The following is a 16,250-nucleotide window of genomic DNA, read 5'->3' on the forward strand; positions in this document are numbered from 1 at the left end:
CGTCATTCCTTCCTTACAGATCGCCGAAGAAGCGTTTTACACCTTCGAACCAGCCACTGGCCTTGGGCGAATGGGAGCTGTCGCCTTCCAGGGAAGCACGCAGCTCTTCGAGCAGCTCACGCTGGCGACGGCTCAGGTTGACCGGGGTCTCGACCGCCACGCGGCACATCAAGTCGCCAGCACCGCCGCCACGTACAGGGGCAACACCCTTGCCGCGCAGACGGAACTGCTTGCCGGTCTGGGTGCCTTCCGGAATCTTCAGCTTGACCCGACCATCGAGGGTCGGCACTTCCAGCTCGCCACCCAGGGCGGCATCGGTGTAGCTGATCGGTACTTCGCAGTACAGGTGCTTGCCGTCACGCTGGAAGATCGGGTGTTCGCGAACGTTGATCACCACGTACAGGTCGCCGGTCGGGCCACCCTGGGTGCCAGCTTCGCCTTCGCCGGAGAGGCGGATGCGGTCGCCGGTGTCGACTCCAGCCGGCACTTTCACCGACAGGGTCTTGTACTCTTCGACGCGGCCTTCGCCGTGGCAGGAATCGCACGGGTCGGTGATGATCTTGCCCTGGCCATGGCAGCGCGGACAGGTCTGCTGCACCGAGAAGAAGCCCTGCTGCATGCGCACCTGGCCGATACCGCCACAGGTCGGGCAGGTCGCAGGCGACGAGCCCTTCTTCGCGCCCGAGCCGTCGCACGGCTTGCAGTTGACCAGCGTCGGCACACGGATGTTGACCGTGGTACCGCGCACCGCCTCTTCCAGGTTCAGTTCCAGGGTGTAGCGCAGGTCACTGCCGCGCTGGGCGCCGCCGCGGGAGCCGCCACGACCACCACCGAAGAAATCACTGAAGACATCGCCAAAGATGTCGGAGAAGTTGGCGCCACCGAAACCGGCACCGCCGCCACCCATGCTCGGGTCGACGCCGGCATGGCCGTACTGGTCGTACGCCGTGCGCTTGCTGGCATCGGAAAGGACTTCGTAGGCCTCGTTGGCCTCCTTGAACAGTTCTTCCGACTCTTTGCTGTCGGGATTACGGTCCGGGTGGTGCTTCATCGCCAGGCGACGGTAGGCCTTCTTCAGATCGGCCTCGCTCGCGCCCCGCTCGACTCCCAGAACCTCGTAATAGTCACGCTTTGCCATGGTTCTTTGCACTCTTGAGGACGTTCGGCAAACCTCTGCGCATCAGCGCTGTGCCGTCAGCACCGGCATCAAGACCAGTGCTGGAAAAAATTCGGGTATTCCAGACACGCCAACGCGGGAGCAAGCCCCCGCGCGGCGACATCCTACCAGTCAACGTCAAACATCAGTCAACCGGCCGACAACGAACAGCAATTACTTGTTGTCTTTGACTTCTTCGAACTCGGCATCGACGACGTCGTCGTGCTTGGCGTCGTCAGCCTGCTGGGCCTGGGCACCAGCTTCCGGCTTCTCGGCCTGTTCGGCGTATATCTTCTGGGCAACCGGCGCGGAGACTTTCGACAGCTCCTCGACCTTGGCGTCGATGGCAGCCTTGTCGTCGCCTTTGACAGCGGCTTCCAGGGCAACCACGGCAGCTTCGATCGCGGTCTTCTCTTCGGCGGTTACCTTGTCACCGGCGTCGGCGACCATCTTGCGAGTCGAGTGGACCAGCGCGTCACCCTGGTTGCGGGCAGCGGCCAGCTCTTCGAACTTGCGGTCTTCCTCGGCGTTGACTTCAGCGTCACGCACCATCTGCTGGATTTCTTCCTCGGACAGACCGGAGTTGGCCTTGATCACGATGGACTGCTGCTTGCCGGTAGCCTTGTCCTTCGCGCCGACGTGCAGGATGCCGTTGGCGTCGATGTCGAAGGTCACTTCGATCTGTGGAACGCCACGTGGTGCTGGCGGAATCTCGGCCAGGTCGAACTTGCCCAGGGACTTGTTCTGACCGGCTTGCTTGCGCTCGCCCTGCAGCACGTGAATGGTCACGGCGCTCTGGTTGTCGTCGGCAGTCGAGAACACCTGCGACTTCTTGGTCGGGATGGTGGTGTTCTTCTCGATCAGCGCGGTCATCACGCCGCCCATGGTTTCGATACCCAGGGTCAGCGGGCTGACGTCGAGCAGCAGGACGTCCTTGACGTCACCGGCCAGAACGGCGCCCTGAATGGCAGCACCCATGGCAACAGCTTCGTCAGGGTTGACGTCCTTGCGCGCTTCCTTGCCGAAGAACTCGCTGACGGTCTTCTGCACCAGCGGCATACGGGTCTGGCCACCGACCAGGATCACGTCGTCGATCTTGCTGACGTCGATACCGGCGTCTTTCAGGGCGATGCGGCAAGGCTCGATGGTGCGCTGAACCAGGTCTTCGACCAGCGACTCCAGCTTGGCGCGGGAAATCTTCACGTTCAGGTGCTTCGGACCGGTCGCATCGGCAGTGATGTACGGCAGGTTGACGTCGGTCTGCTGGCTGGAGGACAGCTCGATCTTGGCTTTTTCAGCGGCTTCTTTCAGACGCTGCATGGCCAGAGGGTCGCCCTTCAGGTTCATGCCGGTTTCTTTCTTGAATTCGTCGACGAGGTAGTCGATCAGACGAATGTCGAAGTCTTCACCACCGAGGAAGGTGTCACCGTTGGTTGCCAGTACTTCGAACTGGTGCTCGCCATCGACTTCGGCGATCTCGATCACGGACACGTCGAAGGTACCGCCACCCAGGTCATACACGATGACGGTGTGGTCGCCCTTGGCCTTGTCCATGCCGTAGGCCAGTGCGGCCGCGGTCGGTTCGTTGATGATGCGCTTGACGTCCAGACCGGCGATACGACCGGCGTCCTTGGTAGCCTGGCGCTGGCTGTCATTGAAGTACGCTGGGACGGTGATGACCGCTTCGGTCACTGCCTCGCCGAGGTAGTCTTCGGCGGTTTTCTTCATCTTCTTCAGGACTTCGGCGCTGATTTGCGGCGGAGCCATTTTCTGGCCGTTGACTTCGACCCAGGCGTCGTTGTTGTCAGCCTTGACGATCTTGTACGGAACCATCTGGATGTCTTTCTGCACCACTTCTTCTTCGAAGCGACGGCCGATCAGACGTTTTACCGCGTACAGGGTGTTGTGCGGGTTGGTGACGGCCTGGCGCTTGGCCGACTGGCCAACCAGGATTTCGCCGTCGTTGGCGTAAGCGATGATCGACGGCGTGGTGCGAGCGCCTTCGGCGTTCTCGATCACCTTGACGTTGCCGTTTTCCAGAATGGAGACGCAGGAGTTGGTGGTCCCCAGGTCGATACCGATGATTTTGCCCATGTTAACTCTCCCGAAACTTTGGATTTGGTTGCCGCAGCGGTGGTTGCCTACTGCGGTAGCACTTAAACGCTTGACACCTAGATGGGGGCCATCCGGCTAATTTCAAGCCTTCTCGTCGATGGAAGGCGAAACCGGTGCCGGGGCCTTGCTGACCACGACCATGGCCGGGCGCAGCAGGCGTCCGTTGAGCTGATAGCCCTTCTGGAACACCTTGAGCACGCTGTTCGGCTCGACGTCGGCGCTTTCCTGCATGGCCATCGCCTGGTGCTGTTCGGCGTTGAAGGGTTCGCCGTGCGGATCGATGGCTTCGAGGTTGTAGCGCTTGAGGGTGTCCTCGAACATCTTCAGGGTCAGCTCGATGCCTTCGCGCATCGGACGGATGTTTTCGTCATCCGGATTGGACAGCTCCAGGCCGCGCTCCAGGCTGTCGAGGATCGGAAGAAGATCGCCCGCGAACTTCTCCAGGGCGAATTTGTGCGCCTTTTCCACATCCTGCTCGGCGCGGCGGCGTACGTTCTGCAGGTCGGCAGCGGTGCGCAGGGCCTGGTCCTGGGCGGCGGCAACCTGCTCTTCGAGCAGTTGCACGCGGGCAACCAGATCCTCGGAACCCGCTTCGGCGGCTTTGTCTGCGTTCGGATTCAGTTCGTCCAGCTTCTGCTCATCAGCCATGAAATCTCTCCTCTCAATGTCGTCGGCGAGCTCGACTCGCGCATCTGCCGGCCTATATGGGGTCGCAAAAAGCAGCTTCAAGGGTGATTGAACATCAATGTGCGGCGCACATAACTGTCCGCGATCAAAAACCGCCCCGGGCGAGCGAATCGGACTAAGGCGGGGCATTGCCAGCATTTTCAAAAACACTGTATAAATAACCAGACCTTTTGATTCTGGGAGTCGCCCGCATGCTGGTGCACCTGTCCATCCACAACTACGCCATCGTCGAACACCTCGACCTTGAACTCGCCCGCGGCATGAGCGTCATCACCGGCGAAACCGGGGCCGGCAAGTCGATCATGCTCGACGCCCTGGGCCTGACCCTGGGCGATCGCGCCGACAGCGGCGTGGTGCGCCCCGGCGCGGACAAGGCCGACATCCTCGCCACCTTCGACCTGGTGGACATCCCCGAGGCCCGCACCTGGCTGGCGGAGCGCGACCTGGACAGCGACGGCCCGTGCATCCTGCGCCGGGTGATCACCGCCGAGGGCCGCAGCCGAGGCTATATCAACGGCACGCCCTGCCCCCTCGGCGACCTCAAGGCGCTGGGCGAGCTGCTGATCGACATCCATAGCCAGCACGAGCACCAGTCGCTGCTGAAGACCGACACCCACCGCCGCCTGCTCGACGAATACGCCGGCGCCACCGACCTGGCCCGCCAGGTCCAGCTGGCCGCGCAGCGCTGGCGGCAGACCCACACCGAGCTGGAACGCCTGCGCAATTCCGGCGATGAACAGCGTGCCCGCCACCAGTTGCTCAGCTACCAGCTGGAGGAACTGGACAACCTCGGCCTCGGCGAGAACGAACTGGAACAACTGGAACAGGAACACAAGAACCTGACCAATGCCGAAGCCCTGTTCGGCATCTGCCGCCAGGTCATCGACCATTGCAGCGAAAGCGACTCGGGCAACGTGCTCAGCGCCCTGACCGTCAGTGTCAATCGCCTGACCGCCGTGCAGAATGCGCCGCGCGCACTGGGCGAGGCGGTCAACCTGATCGCCAGCGCACAGATCCAGGTGGAAGAGGCGGTCGGCGAACTCAACCGCTTCCTCGACAACTTCGATGCCGACCCGATGCGCCTGCAACAGCTCGAGGAGCGCCTCGACACCCTCTATACCCTGGCGCGCAAGCACCGCATCCACCCCGCCGGCCTGCTCGACCTGCAGCAGCGCCTGGGCGAGGAACTGGAAAGCCTGAACGCCAACGATGAGTCGATCGAGCGCCTGGAAGAAGAACTGAAAGCCTACGCCCGCCACTATCACGAGAAGGCCGGCGAACTCAGCAGCCTGCGCCAGCGCGCCTCGACCCAGCTGTCGGCCGCAGTGGAGCAGGAAATCCAGCGCCTGGGCATGCCGGGCGGGCGCTTCCGCATCGAGCTGCGGCCCGGCAATGGCGAAGACCTACACCCCCACGGACTGGAACAGGTGGAACTGCTGGTCAGCGCCAACCCGGGACAACCGCTCAAGGGGCTGGCGAAAGTCGCCTCGGGCGGCGAGCTGTCACGGATCAGCCTGGCGATCCAGGTGATCACCGCGCAGACCTCGCGGATTCCGACCCTGGTCTTCGACGAAGTGGACGTGGGCATCGGCGGCCCGACTGCGGAAATCGTCGGCCAGTTGCTGCGGCGCCTGGGCGAACGCGGTCAGGTACTGACCGTGACCCACCTGCCGCAGGTGGCGGCGCAAGGTCATCACCACCTGTTCGTACACAAGGTGCGCGACAGCGATGCCACCCACACCGCCGTCGCCAGCCTGGGCAAACGCGAGCGGGTCGAGGAAGTGGCGCGGATGCTGGGCGGCATCGACCTGACCAAGGAATCCCTGGCCCACGCGAAGAAGATGGTGGTCACCAGCAAGGGCTGATCACGGGAAAGCGGCAAGCTTTAAGCCTCAAGCGGCAAGAGAAAGCAGTTCGCGTTCTCGGCGCTCTTTTCTTATGACTTGCAGCTTGAAGCTTGCAGCCCAAACAAAGAAGGCGACCCCAAGGTCGCCTTCTTTGTTTCTACCGAAGTAGTTACTTCTTCTTGCGTACGTACAGCACCAGATTGTGGTCGACCAGCTCGTAACCGTGCTGGGCAACGATTTCCTTCTGGCGTTTCTCGATTTCAGGATCGAAGAACTCGATCACCTCACCGGAATCCACGTTGACCATATGGTCGTGGTGGCCGCCGTCGGCCAGCTCGAATACCGCGTGGCCGCCGTCGAAGTTGTGACGCACGACCAGGCCGGCAGCCTCGAACTGGGTCAGGACACGGTAGACCGTGGCCAGGCCGACATCTTCTCCAGCTTCCATCAATGCCTTGTAGACATCTTCAGCGCTCATGTGGCGCTGCTCGGTGGAGTCGAGCATCTGTAGGATCTTGACTCGAGGCAGGGTCACCTTGAGACCGGCTTTGCGCAGTTCGCTATTTTCAACCATGGTCAGCTTTCTCGCCGATGCTGCTTCGCAGCTTCTCTGAATACGGGTATGATCGGGGTTTACGTTGTCCAGCCAAGATAGTGGAAGTCGCCCACCGATGCAAAACACCAAGCTCTTGCTAACCAGCCTCACCCTCGTGGGACTGCTCGCACTCGCCGGTTGCTCGTTCCCCGGGGTTTACAAAATCGACATCCAGCAGGGCAATGTCGTAACGCAGGACATGATAGACCAATTGCGCCCTGGAATGACCCGTCGCCAAGTACGGTTTATCATGGGCAACCCGCTGATCCAGGATACCTTCCACACCAATCGCTGGGATTACCTGTACAGCCTGCAGCCTGGCGGCGGTGAGCGCCAACAGGAGCGCATCAGCATTTTCTTCAATGAAAATGACCAACTGGCCAGCCTGTCCGGCGACTTCATGCCTGGCGTGAGCCGTGACCAGGAAATCCTTGGTAACGAAAGCAGCACCACGGTCAGCCAGCCAGGCGAGCAACAGGCCCAGCCGGCGAAAGCAGAGAAGCCTGCACGCCCGGGCTCGCTGGAAGAGAAGATCCAGCGCGACGTCGATACCATCGAAGTCATGCCGGTCCCGGCTCCGCCGCCCCTGCAAACCGAGTAATCACGGCGCGCACAAAAAAGCCCGAACAGCAGTTCGGGCTTTTTTTTGAGCTTCAAGCTTCAAGCTGCAAGTCATAAGAAAAAGCCGTGGCGACGCGGACTGCTCTTGCTTGCCGCTTACAGCTTAAAGCTTGCGGCTTGTTCAACCGTAAAGCTGCTTGGCCCGCTGGCAGAACGCATCGACCAGGGTATTCGCCGCCTGGTTGAACAGCGGCCCCAGGGTCGCTTTGACCAACGCGCCGGAATATTCGAACGACAGGTCCAGGCTGATCTTGCAGGCCTTCTCGCCCAACGGCTTGAACACCCACAGGCCATGCAACTGACTGAACGGACCTTCTTCCAGGTTCATTTCGATGGACTGCCCCGGCACCAGCACATTACGCGTTACAAAATGCTGGCTGAGGCCGCCCTTGGCCACTTCGACCTTGGCGCGCATCGCCGTGTCACTGGACTCCAGCACAGTGGAGCCCGAGCACCAGGGCAGGAATTTCGGGTAGCTCGCAACGTCATTGACCAGATCGTAGAGTGCCTGAGCGGGATAAGGCAGCAGGGCCGACCGTTGAATATGGGTAGTCATCCAGGCGTCAGTTCCAAACGTGAACAAGAAGAATGCGCCGCATTGTCCGGGATTCACTCCGTCGCCTCAAGCTCGCCACTCCCCCGTAGCCGCCGACGCGGCGACTCCCTATAATGCCGCCCCTATGGCCAAACAAAAGAAACATCCGACAGGGACCATCGCGCAGAACAAGAAAGCGCGACACGATTACTTCATCGAACACAAATTCGAGGCCGGACTGGTCCTGTCCGGTTGGGAAGTAAAAAGCCTGCGTGCCGGCAAGGCGCACCTCGTGGACAGCTACGTGCTGCTCAAGGACGGTGAAGCCTGGCTGATGGGCAGCCACATCACCCCGCTGACGACCGCCAGTACCCACGTCATCGCCGACCCGACCCGTACCCGCAAGCTGCTGCTCAATCGCCGCGAGCTGGAGCGTCTGTACGTGGGCGTGCAGCAGAAGGGCTACACCTGCGTCGCGCTGTCCATGTACTGGAGCAAGCACCTGATCAAGTGCGAGATTGCTTTGGGCAAGGGCAAGAAGGAATACGACAAGCGCGATACCGAGCGCGAACGGGATTCCAATCGCGAGCTGCAGCGTGCGGTGCGCAACAAGGGGCGGGAAGACTAGTTCTTCGGCGCCTCTGGTGGCCTCATCGCTGGCAAGCCAGCTCCCACAGTGACCGCGTGCGCCGCCAAACCTGTGGGAGCTGGCTTGCCAGCGATAGGGCCCTCAGCAACAACACAAGATCAGCGACCCTTGCGCCGCTCCGCCCGCGCCACCCTCTGCACTTCCTGCCGCACCTCTTCCAGCACCTCCTGCACATACAGAATGTGCCGGCTCGACACTTCCCGCGCATCCTGCGCCCGCCCTTCGACGATCGCCAGGTACAGGTCCCGGTGCTGACTGATCAGCATGTCGCGGGTCTCAGTACGCTGCTTGTACATGCCACCAATGTTGGTCACCACGTTGCGCTTGAGCAGGTCGAACAAGCCACGAATGGTATGCAGCAACACCGCATTGTGGCTGGCCTCGGCAATCGCCAGGTGGAAGCGCGCATCGGCCGCGCCCTCCTCGGCCCGGGTCACTTCGTCATTGCGGGTGTAGCAATCCTGCAAGGCATCGAACGCCGCCTTGAGCCGCTCCCGATCCACATCGGTCGCGCGCATCGCCGCGTAGTAGGCGCATGACGCCTCCAGGGTATGACGAAACTCCAGCAGGTCGCGCTGGGCCTCGGGATTGCTTTCGAGCAGTTGCAGCAAAGGATCACTGAAAGTCGTGCCCAGCGACTCCGCCACATAGTTGCCGCCACCCTGGCGACTGACCAGCATGCCCTTGGCCACCAGCTTCTGGATCGCCTCGCGCAACGACGGACGCGAAACGCCGAACTGTTCAGCCAGCACCCGCTCGGCCGGCAAGCGTTCGCCAGCGGTCAGGGTGCCCTCAAGAATCATTCCCTCCAGCCGCTCGACGATATCGTCGGACAAACGGCGCTGGCGGACCTGGTCGAAAACCATCACATGCTCTCCACAATCCCGAGTCAGTTCGGGGCGCCTATTCTGGCCTATCCCGCCCCGCGCCACACCCATCAGTTGGCAACTTTCCTTACCACTCAGTCAGGCCTTTCGTCGGCCCTGCGACCAAAGTTTCACGCGGACAAATTGACACACCCACAGCGAGGCTTTTAACCTAGCGCCTCGCCATTGTAAATTGGTCTTACCAATTAACCAATGCCAGCGCCTTACCAAAAACAATTAGGGGCCATCCCACATGCAAACCTGGCAACAACTCTATAGTCCGCTTGGTAGTCTTGGCCTGTCCGCCCTGGCGGCGGTCATTCCAATCGTGTTCTTCTTCCTGGCGCTGGCCGTGTTCCGCATGAAGGGACACATCGCGGGCAGCATCACCCTGGGCCTGTCGATCCTGGTGGCGATCTTCGCTTTCCAGATGCCTGCCGACATGGCTTTCGCCGCCGCCGGTTACGGTTTTGCCTATGGTCTGTGGCCGATTGCCTGGATCATCGTCGCCGCGGTGTTCCTCTACAAACTGACGGTCAAGAGCGGCCAGTTCGAAGTGATCCGCAGCTCGGTGCTGTCGATTACCGATGACCAGCGCCTGCAGGTCCTGCTGATCGGCTTCTGCTTCGGTGCCTTCCTCGAAGGTGCGGCCGGCTTCGGTGCGCCGGTGGCCATCACCGCCGCGCTGCTCGTCGGCCTCGGCTTCAATCCGCTGTACGCCGCCGGCCTGTGCCTGATCGCCAACACCGCACCGGTGGCCTTCGGCGCCCTGGGCATCCCGATCATCGTGGCCGGCCAGGTCACCGGCATCGACGCCTTCCATATCGGCGCCATGACCGGTCGCCAACTGCCGCTGCTGTCGCTGTTCGTGCCGTTCTGGCTGGTGTTCATGATGGACGGCCTGAAAGGCGTAAAGGAGACCTGGCCTGCCGCCCTGGTCGCCGGCCTGAGCTTCGCCGTCACCCAGTACTTCACCTCGAACTTCATCGGCCCGGAACTGCCGGACATCACCTCGGCCCTGGCTTCGCTGATCGCCCTGACCCTGTTCCTCAAGGTCTGGCAGCCGAAGAAATCCTTCAGCACCGTGACCGCCGGTGTCGGCGCCGACGTGGTCAAGGGCGGCGCCCAGCCCACGCCTTACAGCCTCGGCGAGATCTTCAAGGCCTGGTCGCCGTTCCTGATCCTCACCGTGCTGGTCACCATCTGGACCCTGAAGCCGTTCAAGGCGGCCTTCGCCAGCGGCGGCGCGATGTACAACTTTGTCTTCAACTTCGCCATCCCGCACCTTGATCAACTGGTGATCAAGACCGCGCCGATCGTCGCCAACCCGACGCCGATCCCGGCAGTGTTCAAGCTCGACCCGATCTCCGCCACCGGCACCGCGATCTTCCTCTCCGCGCTGATCTCGATGATCGTCCTGAAGATCAACTTCAAAACTGGTCTGACCACTTTGAAGGAGACCTTCTACGAGCTGCGCTGGCCGATCCTGTCCATCGGCATGGTCCTGGCCTTCGCCTTCGTCACCAACTACTCGGGCATGTCTTCGACCATGGCCCTGGTCCTGGCCGGCACGGGCGCCGCGTTCCCGTTCTTCTCGCCGTTCCTTGGCTGGCTGGGCGTGTTCCTGACCGGTTCGGACACCTCGTCCAACGCCCTGTTCAGCTCGCTGCAAGCCACCACCGCGCACCAGATCGGGGTCAACGACACCCTGCTGGTCGCGGCCAACACCAGCGGCGGCGTGACCGGCAAGATGATCTCGCCACAGTCCATCGCCGTGGCCTGCGCCGCCACCGGCCTGGTCGGCAAGGAATCGGACCTGTTCCGCTTCACCCTCAAGCACAGCCTGTTCTTTGCCACCATCGTCGGCCTGATCACCCTGATCCAGGCCTACTGGTTGACCGGCATGCTGGTTCACTAAAGTGACAGGGGCCGGGCGCGCTTCCGACGCGCCCGGCAGTTGCCTTCTCACACACCTGGTTGCGAGATCCCATGATCATTTCTGCCTCCACCGACTACCGTGCCGCGGCCCAGCGCAAGCTGCCGCCGTTCCTGTTCCATTACGCCGACGGTGGCGCCTACGCCGAATACACCCTGCGCCATAACGTCGAGGACCTGGCGAGCATCGCCCTGCGTCAGCGCGTGCTGAAAAACATGTCGGAACTGAGCCTGCAGACCCGGCTCTTCGACGAAACCCTGAACATGCCCGTGGTCCTCGCCCCAGTCGGCCTGACCGGCATGTATGCCCGTCGTGGCGAAGTCCAGGCGGCACGTGCGGCGGCGTCGAAAGGCATTCCCTTCACCATGTCCACCGTCTCGGTGTGCCCGATCGAAGAAGTCGCCCCGGCGATCGACCGGCCGATGTGGTTCCAGCTCTATGTCCTGAAAGACCGCGGCTTCATGCGCAACGCGCTGGAGCGGGCCAAGGCTGCCGGCGTGAAAACCCTGGTGTTCACCGTCGACATGCCCGTCCCCGGCGCCCGCTACCGTGACGCCCACTCCGGCATGAGCGGGGCGAACGCACCGCTGCGGCGCGTCTGGCAGGCTATGACCCATCCGCAATGGGCCCTGGATGTCGGCCTGCTGGGCCGCCCGCATGACCTCGGCAACATTTCCAAATACCGTGGCAACCCCACCGGCCTGGCCGACTACATCGGCTGGCTCGGCGCCAACTTCGACCCGTCCATCTCCTGGAAAGACCTGGAGTGGATCCGCGAATTCTGGGACGGCCCGATGATCATCAAGGGCATCCTCGATGCCGATGACGCCCGCGACGCGGTGAAATTCGGCGCCGACGGCATCGTCGTATCCAACCACGGCGGGCGCCAGCTCGACGGCGTGCTGTCCAGCGCCCGCGCCCTGCCGGCCATCGCCGACGCGGTGAAGGGTGATATCAGGATCCTCGCCGACTCCGGCATCCGCAGCGGCCTCGACGTGGTGCGCATGATCGCCCTCGGCGCCGACACCGTGATGATCGGCCGCGCCTTCCTCTATGCACTGGCAACCCACGGCGAAGCCGGGGTGAAGAACCTGCTGGACTTGTTCGAGAAGGAAATGCGCGTGGCCATGGTGCTGACTGGCGCCAAGTCGATCAGCGAGATCACCCGCGACTCGCTGGTCCGCGAACTGGGCGCCTGACCGCGCGCCCGCACTTCCTACCGCCTGATTGACCGGGGCACGCGGCGCGCCAGACGCCGTGGCTCCGCGAGGAGTTTGCATGAGCCTGCCCGCCGCGTTCCTCCGCGATGCCGAGCGCCTGATTCCCGCCGACCGCCGTTTCGACGACCCGACCTCGACCCTGGCCTTCGGCACCGACGCCAGCTTCTACCGGCTGATTCCCAAGCTGGTGGTGCGGGTCGAATCCGAAGACGAAGTGGTCGGCCTGGTCCAGCTGGCCCAGCGCGACCGCGTGCCGGTGACCTTCCGCGCCGCCGGCACCAGCCTGTCCGGCCAGGCCATCAGCGACTCGGTGCTGATCGTCCTCGGCGATAACTGGAACGGCCGCGAAATCCGCGGCCAGGGTGAACAGATCCGCCTGCAGCCCGGGGTCATCGGCGCCCAGGCCAACGCCTGGCTGGCGCCGTTCGGGCGCAAGATCGGCCCCGATCCAGCCTCGATCAACGCCTGCAAGATCGGCGGCATCGTCGCCAACAACGCCAGCGGCATGTGCTGCGGTACCGCGCAGAACACCTATCACACCCTCGCCGGCCTGCGCCTGGTGCTGGCTGATGGCACCCGCCTGGACAGCGAGGACCCTGCGAGCGTCGCCGCCTTCGAAAACAGCCACGCCGACCTGCTCGAAGAGCTGGCCTTTCTCGGTCGCGAAACCCGCGCCAATACAGCGCTGGCTGATCGCATCCGGCACAAGTATCGACTGAAGAACACCACCGGCCTGTCGCTCAATGCCCTGGTGGACTACGACCAGCCGCTCGATATCCTGCAACACCTGCTGGTTGGCTCCGAAGGCACCCTCGGCTTTATCAGCGCCGTGACCTACGACACCGTACCCGACCACCCGCACAAGGCTTCGGCGCTGATCGTCTTCCCCACCGTGGAAAGCTGCTGTCGCGCGGTGACCGTGCTCAAGCAGCAGCCGGTGTCCGCCGTTGAACTGCTCGACCGTCGCAGCATGCGCTCGGTGCAGGACAAGCCGGGCATGCCGGCATGGGTGAAAGGCCTGTCGGAGAATGCCTGCGCCCTGCTTATCGAATCCCGCGCCGCCAGTCAGACGCTGCTGCATGAGCAGCTGGCGCAGATCATGGCCTCCATCGCCGATTTCCCGCTGGAGCAGAAGGTCGATTTCAGCGAAGACCCGGCGGTGTACAACCTGCTGTGGAAAATTCGCAAGGACACCTTCCCCGCCGTCGGTGCGGTGCGTCAGACCGGGACCACGGTGATCATCGAAGACGTCACCTTCCCCGTCGAACAACTGGCCGAAGGCGTCAACCGCCTGATCCAGCTGTTCGACAAGCACCGCTACGACGAAGCGATCATTTTCGGCCACGCACTGGAAGGCAACCTGCATTTCGTCTTCACCCAGGGCTTCAACAGCGCCACGGAAGTCGCGCGCTACCAGGCCTTCATGGAGGACGTGGCGCAACTGGTGGCCGTGGAGTTCGGTGGTTCGCTCAAGGCCGAGCACGGCACCGGGCGCAACATGGCGCCCTTCGTGGAGCTGGAATGGGGCCGCGATGCCTACGAGCTGATGTGGAAGCTCAAACGCCTGCTTGATCCCAACGGCATCCTCAACCCGGACGTGGTCCTCAGCGAAGACCCGGATATCCATCTGAAGAATCTGAAACCCTTGCCGGCCGCCGACGAGATCGTCGACAAGTGCATCGAATGCGGTTTCTGCGAGCCGGTCTGCCCGTCCAAGGGGCTGACCCTGAGCCCGCGCCAGCGCATCGTCATGTGGCGGGATATCCAGGCCAGGAAACGCGCCGGTGAAGACACCTCGGCACTGGAGCGCGATTACCAGTACCAGGGCATCGATACCTGTGCGGCCACTGGATTGTGCGCTCAGCGTTGCCCGGTTGGGATCAATACCGGCGAACTGGTGAAAAAGCTGCGTGGAAAAGCCGCACATCACGGCAAGACCGCGGACTGGCTGGCGGAGAATTTCCATACGGCTCTCAGTGGTGCCCGCCTGACCCTGCGTGTCGCCAACGGTGCCCGCCGCCTGCTGGGCGCCCCGCGTCTCGCCCGCATCAGTCATTCGTTGAGCAAGGCGAGCAAGGGCCGTCTGCCGCAGTGGACGCCAGCCATGCCGCAGCCACTGAAGTCACCGCAGGTCAGCATCACCAGCAATGATGCCCGGCCGCGGGTGGTCTATCTGGCCGCCTGTGTCTCGCGGGTCATGGGCCCGGCGGCCAGTGACAAGGAGCAGACCTCGCTGCTGGACAAGACCCGGGGGTTGCTGGAGAAAGCCGGCTATCAGGTGGTCTTCCCGGACAACCAGGACAGCCTCTGCTGTGGTCAGCCGTTCGCTTCCAAAGGCTATGCCGAGCAAGCCGAGCACAAGCGCCAGGAAATGCTCGGCGCCCTGCTCCACGCCAGCCGCGGCGGGCTCGATCCGATCTACTGCGACACCAGCCCGTGCACCCTGCGCCTGGTCCAGGACCTCGCCGAAACCCGCCTGGACATGTATGACCCGGTACGCTTCATCCGCACCCACTTGCTCGACAAGCTGGAGTTCACCCCGCAGGACGCGCCGGTGGCGGTGCATGTCACCTGCAGCACCCAGCACCTTGGCGAGAGCCAGGCGCTGATCGACCTGGCGCGGCTGTGCAGCAAACAGGTGGTGATTCCGGAGGGCATCCACTGCTGTGGTTTCGCCGGCGACAAGGGCTTCACCACCCCGGAACTCAACAGCCACTCGCTGCGCAGCCTGAAGGATGCGGTGCAGTACTGCGAGGAAGGGATTTCCACCAGTCGGACCTGTGAGATCGGTCTGTCGAGTCATTCAGGCATTGACTACCACGGGCTGGTCTATCTCGTGGACCGGGTCACCCGTCCGCGCGCCATCTGACGGGTGCTAGTAACCGGCTGGAGCAACAAGCCAGCCGGTCGTTACATTCCTGTGAACTCCTTCAAGGGCGGTGCAGTCCACCCCACAAGGCCCAATTCCCGAGGCCTTCAAAGCCAAGGAGATTCACATGAAGCGTACTGCGATTACCGGACTGTTCATGACCGCCGCGTTGCTTGCCTCCCCTGTGTTTGCGGCAGATGACCTGTGTACCGCCAACCTGCAGAAGATCGACGATCAGTTGGCCAGCCTCGGCGCCACGTCGGAAGACCTGGTCAAATCCGTCAAGGAACAGGCCGATGATGCGCGGGCCGCGAAGACTGCCGGCAACGACAAGGACTGCATCGCCCTCACCACCAAGGCCCTGCAGGACCTGCAGAACACCACCAAGGGTGGCGGCAGCGAGTGAGGCAGAGCGTCCGGGCGATGGCACACGTCGCCCGGATCGCGTATACTCCGCCTTACGCGCTTGAGAAAGCGTCAGCTTAGAGCAGTAAAAATGGGGCCGATTAGGATTCGACGCCGGTGATGAAACTCTAGGTGCATGCCGAGTTGGTAACAGAACTCGTAAATCCACTGTTGCAACTTTCTATAGTTGCCAATGACGAAACCTTCGAGGGTTACGCTCTCGCTGCGTAAGCAGCCGAGCCCGCCCTTCTGGTAGCTTCGGCTCCAGCAATCATCAGGGGATGCCTGTAAACCCGAAATGATTGTCATACAGAACAGGATCGCCGTGCAGTACGTTGTGGACGAAGCGGCTAAAACTTACACAACTCGTCCAAAGCACCCTGCCCGTCGGGCGGCTGCGGATTAACTCAATAGACACGGCTAAGCATGTAGTACCGACAGCGGAGTACTGGCGGACGGGGGTTCAAATCCCCCCGGTTCCACCAAACACGCAAGACAGAAAGGCCCTTTGGCGACATTCGCCAAAGGGCTTTTTTTGTTGCCTGGGTTTCATACCCTCTGCGAAGCCCTGCTCCCAAGTCTTGCTTCCCCTAGGCCCCGCGGCCCACCTAGACATCGTATAACTATCTAAATAATTAACTGAAACCGCATACGCCCGGCCTGAATTCACGCAAATTATGTTGTACGACGACACACAACATGCCATCCTTTCCTGGAAACATTTTGTCTCACTTCGCCATGCCAGCACC

The 16,250-nt window shown here is 62.3% G+C and carries 13 protein-coding genes and 1 other RNA gene; 8 read left to right on the top strand and 6 right to left on the bottom strand.

Features of this window, described 5'->3' with window-relative positions; genetic code table 11:
* Positions 1 to 13: 13 nt before the first annotated feature.
* From dnaJ to grpE, 3 genes are all read right to left on the bottom strand, one after another.
* Entirely contained in the window at positions 14 to 1,138 is a 1,125-nt protein-coding gene (gene dnaJ, locus PSEMO_RS13330) for a molecular chaperone DnaJ (RefSeq protein WP_075803540.1), read from the bottom strand.
* A gap of 192 nt (positions 1,139 to 1,330) precedes the next feature.
* Positions 1,331 to 3,250 carry a molecular chaperone DnaK gene (gene dnaK / locus PSEMO_RS13335; RefSeq protein ID WP_075803541.1) on the bottom strand — a complete coding sequence of 640 codons (1,920 nt, stop codon included), beginning with the start codon at positions 3,248 to 3,250 and terminating at the stop codon, positions 1,331 to 1,333.
* A gap of 102 nt (positions 3,251 to 3,352) precedes the next feature.
* Complete coding sequence (gene grpE / locus PSEMO_RS13340; RefSeq protein ID WP_075803542.1) at positions 3,353 to 3,919, bottom strand: nucleotide exchange factor GrpE; 567 nt, start codon at positions 3,917 to 3,919, stop codon at positions 3,353 to 3,355.
* Positions 3,920 to 4,149: 230 nt separating this feature from the next.
* On the opposite strand from grpE, the gene recN reads away from it, so the two are divergent.
* Positions 4,150 to 5,823, top strand: a complete 1,674-nt coding sequence (gene recN, locus PSEMO_RS13345; protein ID WP_075803543.1) for a DNA repair protein RecN — start codon at positions 4,150 to 4,152, stop codon at positions 5,821 to 5,823.
* 151 nt (positions 5,824 to 5,974) lie between these two features.
* Here the strand turns inward: recN and fur are convergent, their stop codons facing one another.
* Positions 5,975 to 6,379: a ferric iron uptake transcriptional regulator gene (fur, locus tag PSEMO_RS13350; RefSeq protein ID WP_042125706.1), complete on the bottom strand. Its 405-nt coding sequence runs from the start codon at positions 6,377 to 6,379 to the stop codon at positions 5,975 to 5,977.
* 97 nt (positions 6,380 to 6,476) lie between these two features.
* Here fur and PSEMO_RS13355 point away from each other — a divergent pair, with 97 nt between their 5' ends.
* Positions 6,477 to 7,001 carry an outer membrane protein assembly factor BamE gene (locus PSEMO_RS13355; RefSeq protein ID WP_075803544.1) on the top strand — a complete coding sequence of 175 codons (525 nt, stop codon included), beginning with the start codon at positions 6,477 to 6,479 and terminating at the stop codon, positions 6,999 to 7,001.
* Positions 7,002 to 7,142: 141 nt separating this feature from the next.
* Here PSEMO_RS13355 and PSEMO_RS13360 read toward each other — a convergent pair whose 3' ends face one another.
* Positions 7,143 to 7,577 (bottom strand): type II toxin-antitoxin system RatA family toxin, encoded by a 435-nt coding sequence (locus PSEMO_RS13360; protein ID WP_075803545.1) that lies wholly within the window; start codon positions 7,575 to 7,577, stop codon positions 7,143 to 7,145.
* A gap of 124 nt (positions 7,578 to 7,701) precedes the next feature.
* Between PSEMO_RS13360 and smpB the strand changes: the two genes are divergently transcribed.
* Positions 7,702 to 8,184: an SsrA-binding protein SmpB gene (smpB, locus tag PSEMO_RS13365; protein ID WP_075803546.1), complete on the top strand. Its 483-nt coding sequence runs from the start codon at positions 7,702 to 7,704 to the stop codon at positions 8,182 to 8,184.
* A gap of 119 nt (positions 8,185 to 8,303) precedes the next feature.
* On the opposite strand, the gene PSEMO_RS13370 is transcribed toward smpB, so the two are convergent.
* A complete protein-coding gene (locus PSEMO_RS13370) occupies positions 8,304 to 9,071 on the bottom strand; it encodes an FCD domain-containing protein (RefSeq protein ID WP_075803547.1) in 768 nt (255 codons plus the stop codon).
* Between the two features lie 253 nt (positions 9,072 to 9,324).
* Here PSEMO_RS13370 and PSEMO_RS13375 point away from each other — a divergent pair, with 253 nt between their 5' ends.
* The 5 genes from PSEMO_RS13375 to ssrA all read left to right on the top strand — a co-directional run bounded on the left by PSEMO_RS13375 (position 9,325) and on the right by ssrA (position 15,986).
* On the top strand, positions 9,325 to 10,989 hold the full coding sequence (locus tag PSEMO_RS13375) for a lactate permease LctP family transporter (RefSeq protein WP_075803548.1): 1,665 nt from the start codon (positions 9,325 to 9,327) through the stop codon (positions 10,987 to 10,989).
* A 71-nt stretch (positions 10,990 to 11,060) separates the two neighbouring features.
* On the top strand, positions 11,061 to 12,206 hold the full coding sequence (gene lldD / locus PSEMO_RS13380) for an FMN-dependent L-lactate dehydrogenase LldD (RefSeq protein ID WP_075803549.1): 1,146 nt from the start codon (positions 11,061 to 11,063) through the stop codon (positions 12,204 to 12,206).
* A 79-nt stretch (positions 12,207 to 12,285) separates the two neighbouring features.
* Positions 12,286 to 15,096, top strand: coding sequence for an FAD-binding and (Fe-S)-binding domain-containing protein (locus tag PSEMO_RS13385; RefSeq protein ID WP_075803550.1), 2,811 nt, complete (start codon positions 12,286 to 12,288; stop codon positions 15,094 to 15,096).
* A gap of 127 nt (positions 15,097 to 15,223) precedes the next feature.
* A complete protein-coding gene (locus PSEMO_RS13390) occupies positions 15,224 to 15,502 on the top strand; it encodes a hypothetical protein (RefSeq protein ID WP_075803551.1) in 279 nt (92 codons plus the stop codon).
* Positions 15,503 to 15,594: 92 nt separating this feature from the next.
* Positions 15,595 to 15,986: a transfer-messenger RNA gene (gene ssrA, locus PSEMO_RS13395) on the top strand.
* Positions 15,987 to 16,250 lie beyond the last annotated feature (264 nt).

It is taken from the genome of Pseudomonas putida, assembly GCF_001941965.1.
Classification (GTDB): Bacteria; Pseudomonadota; Gammaproteobacteria; order Pseudomonadales; family Pseudomonadaceae; genus Aquipseudomonas; species Aquipseudomonas putida_L.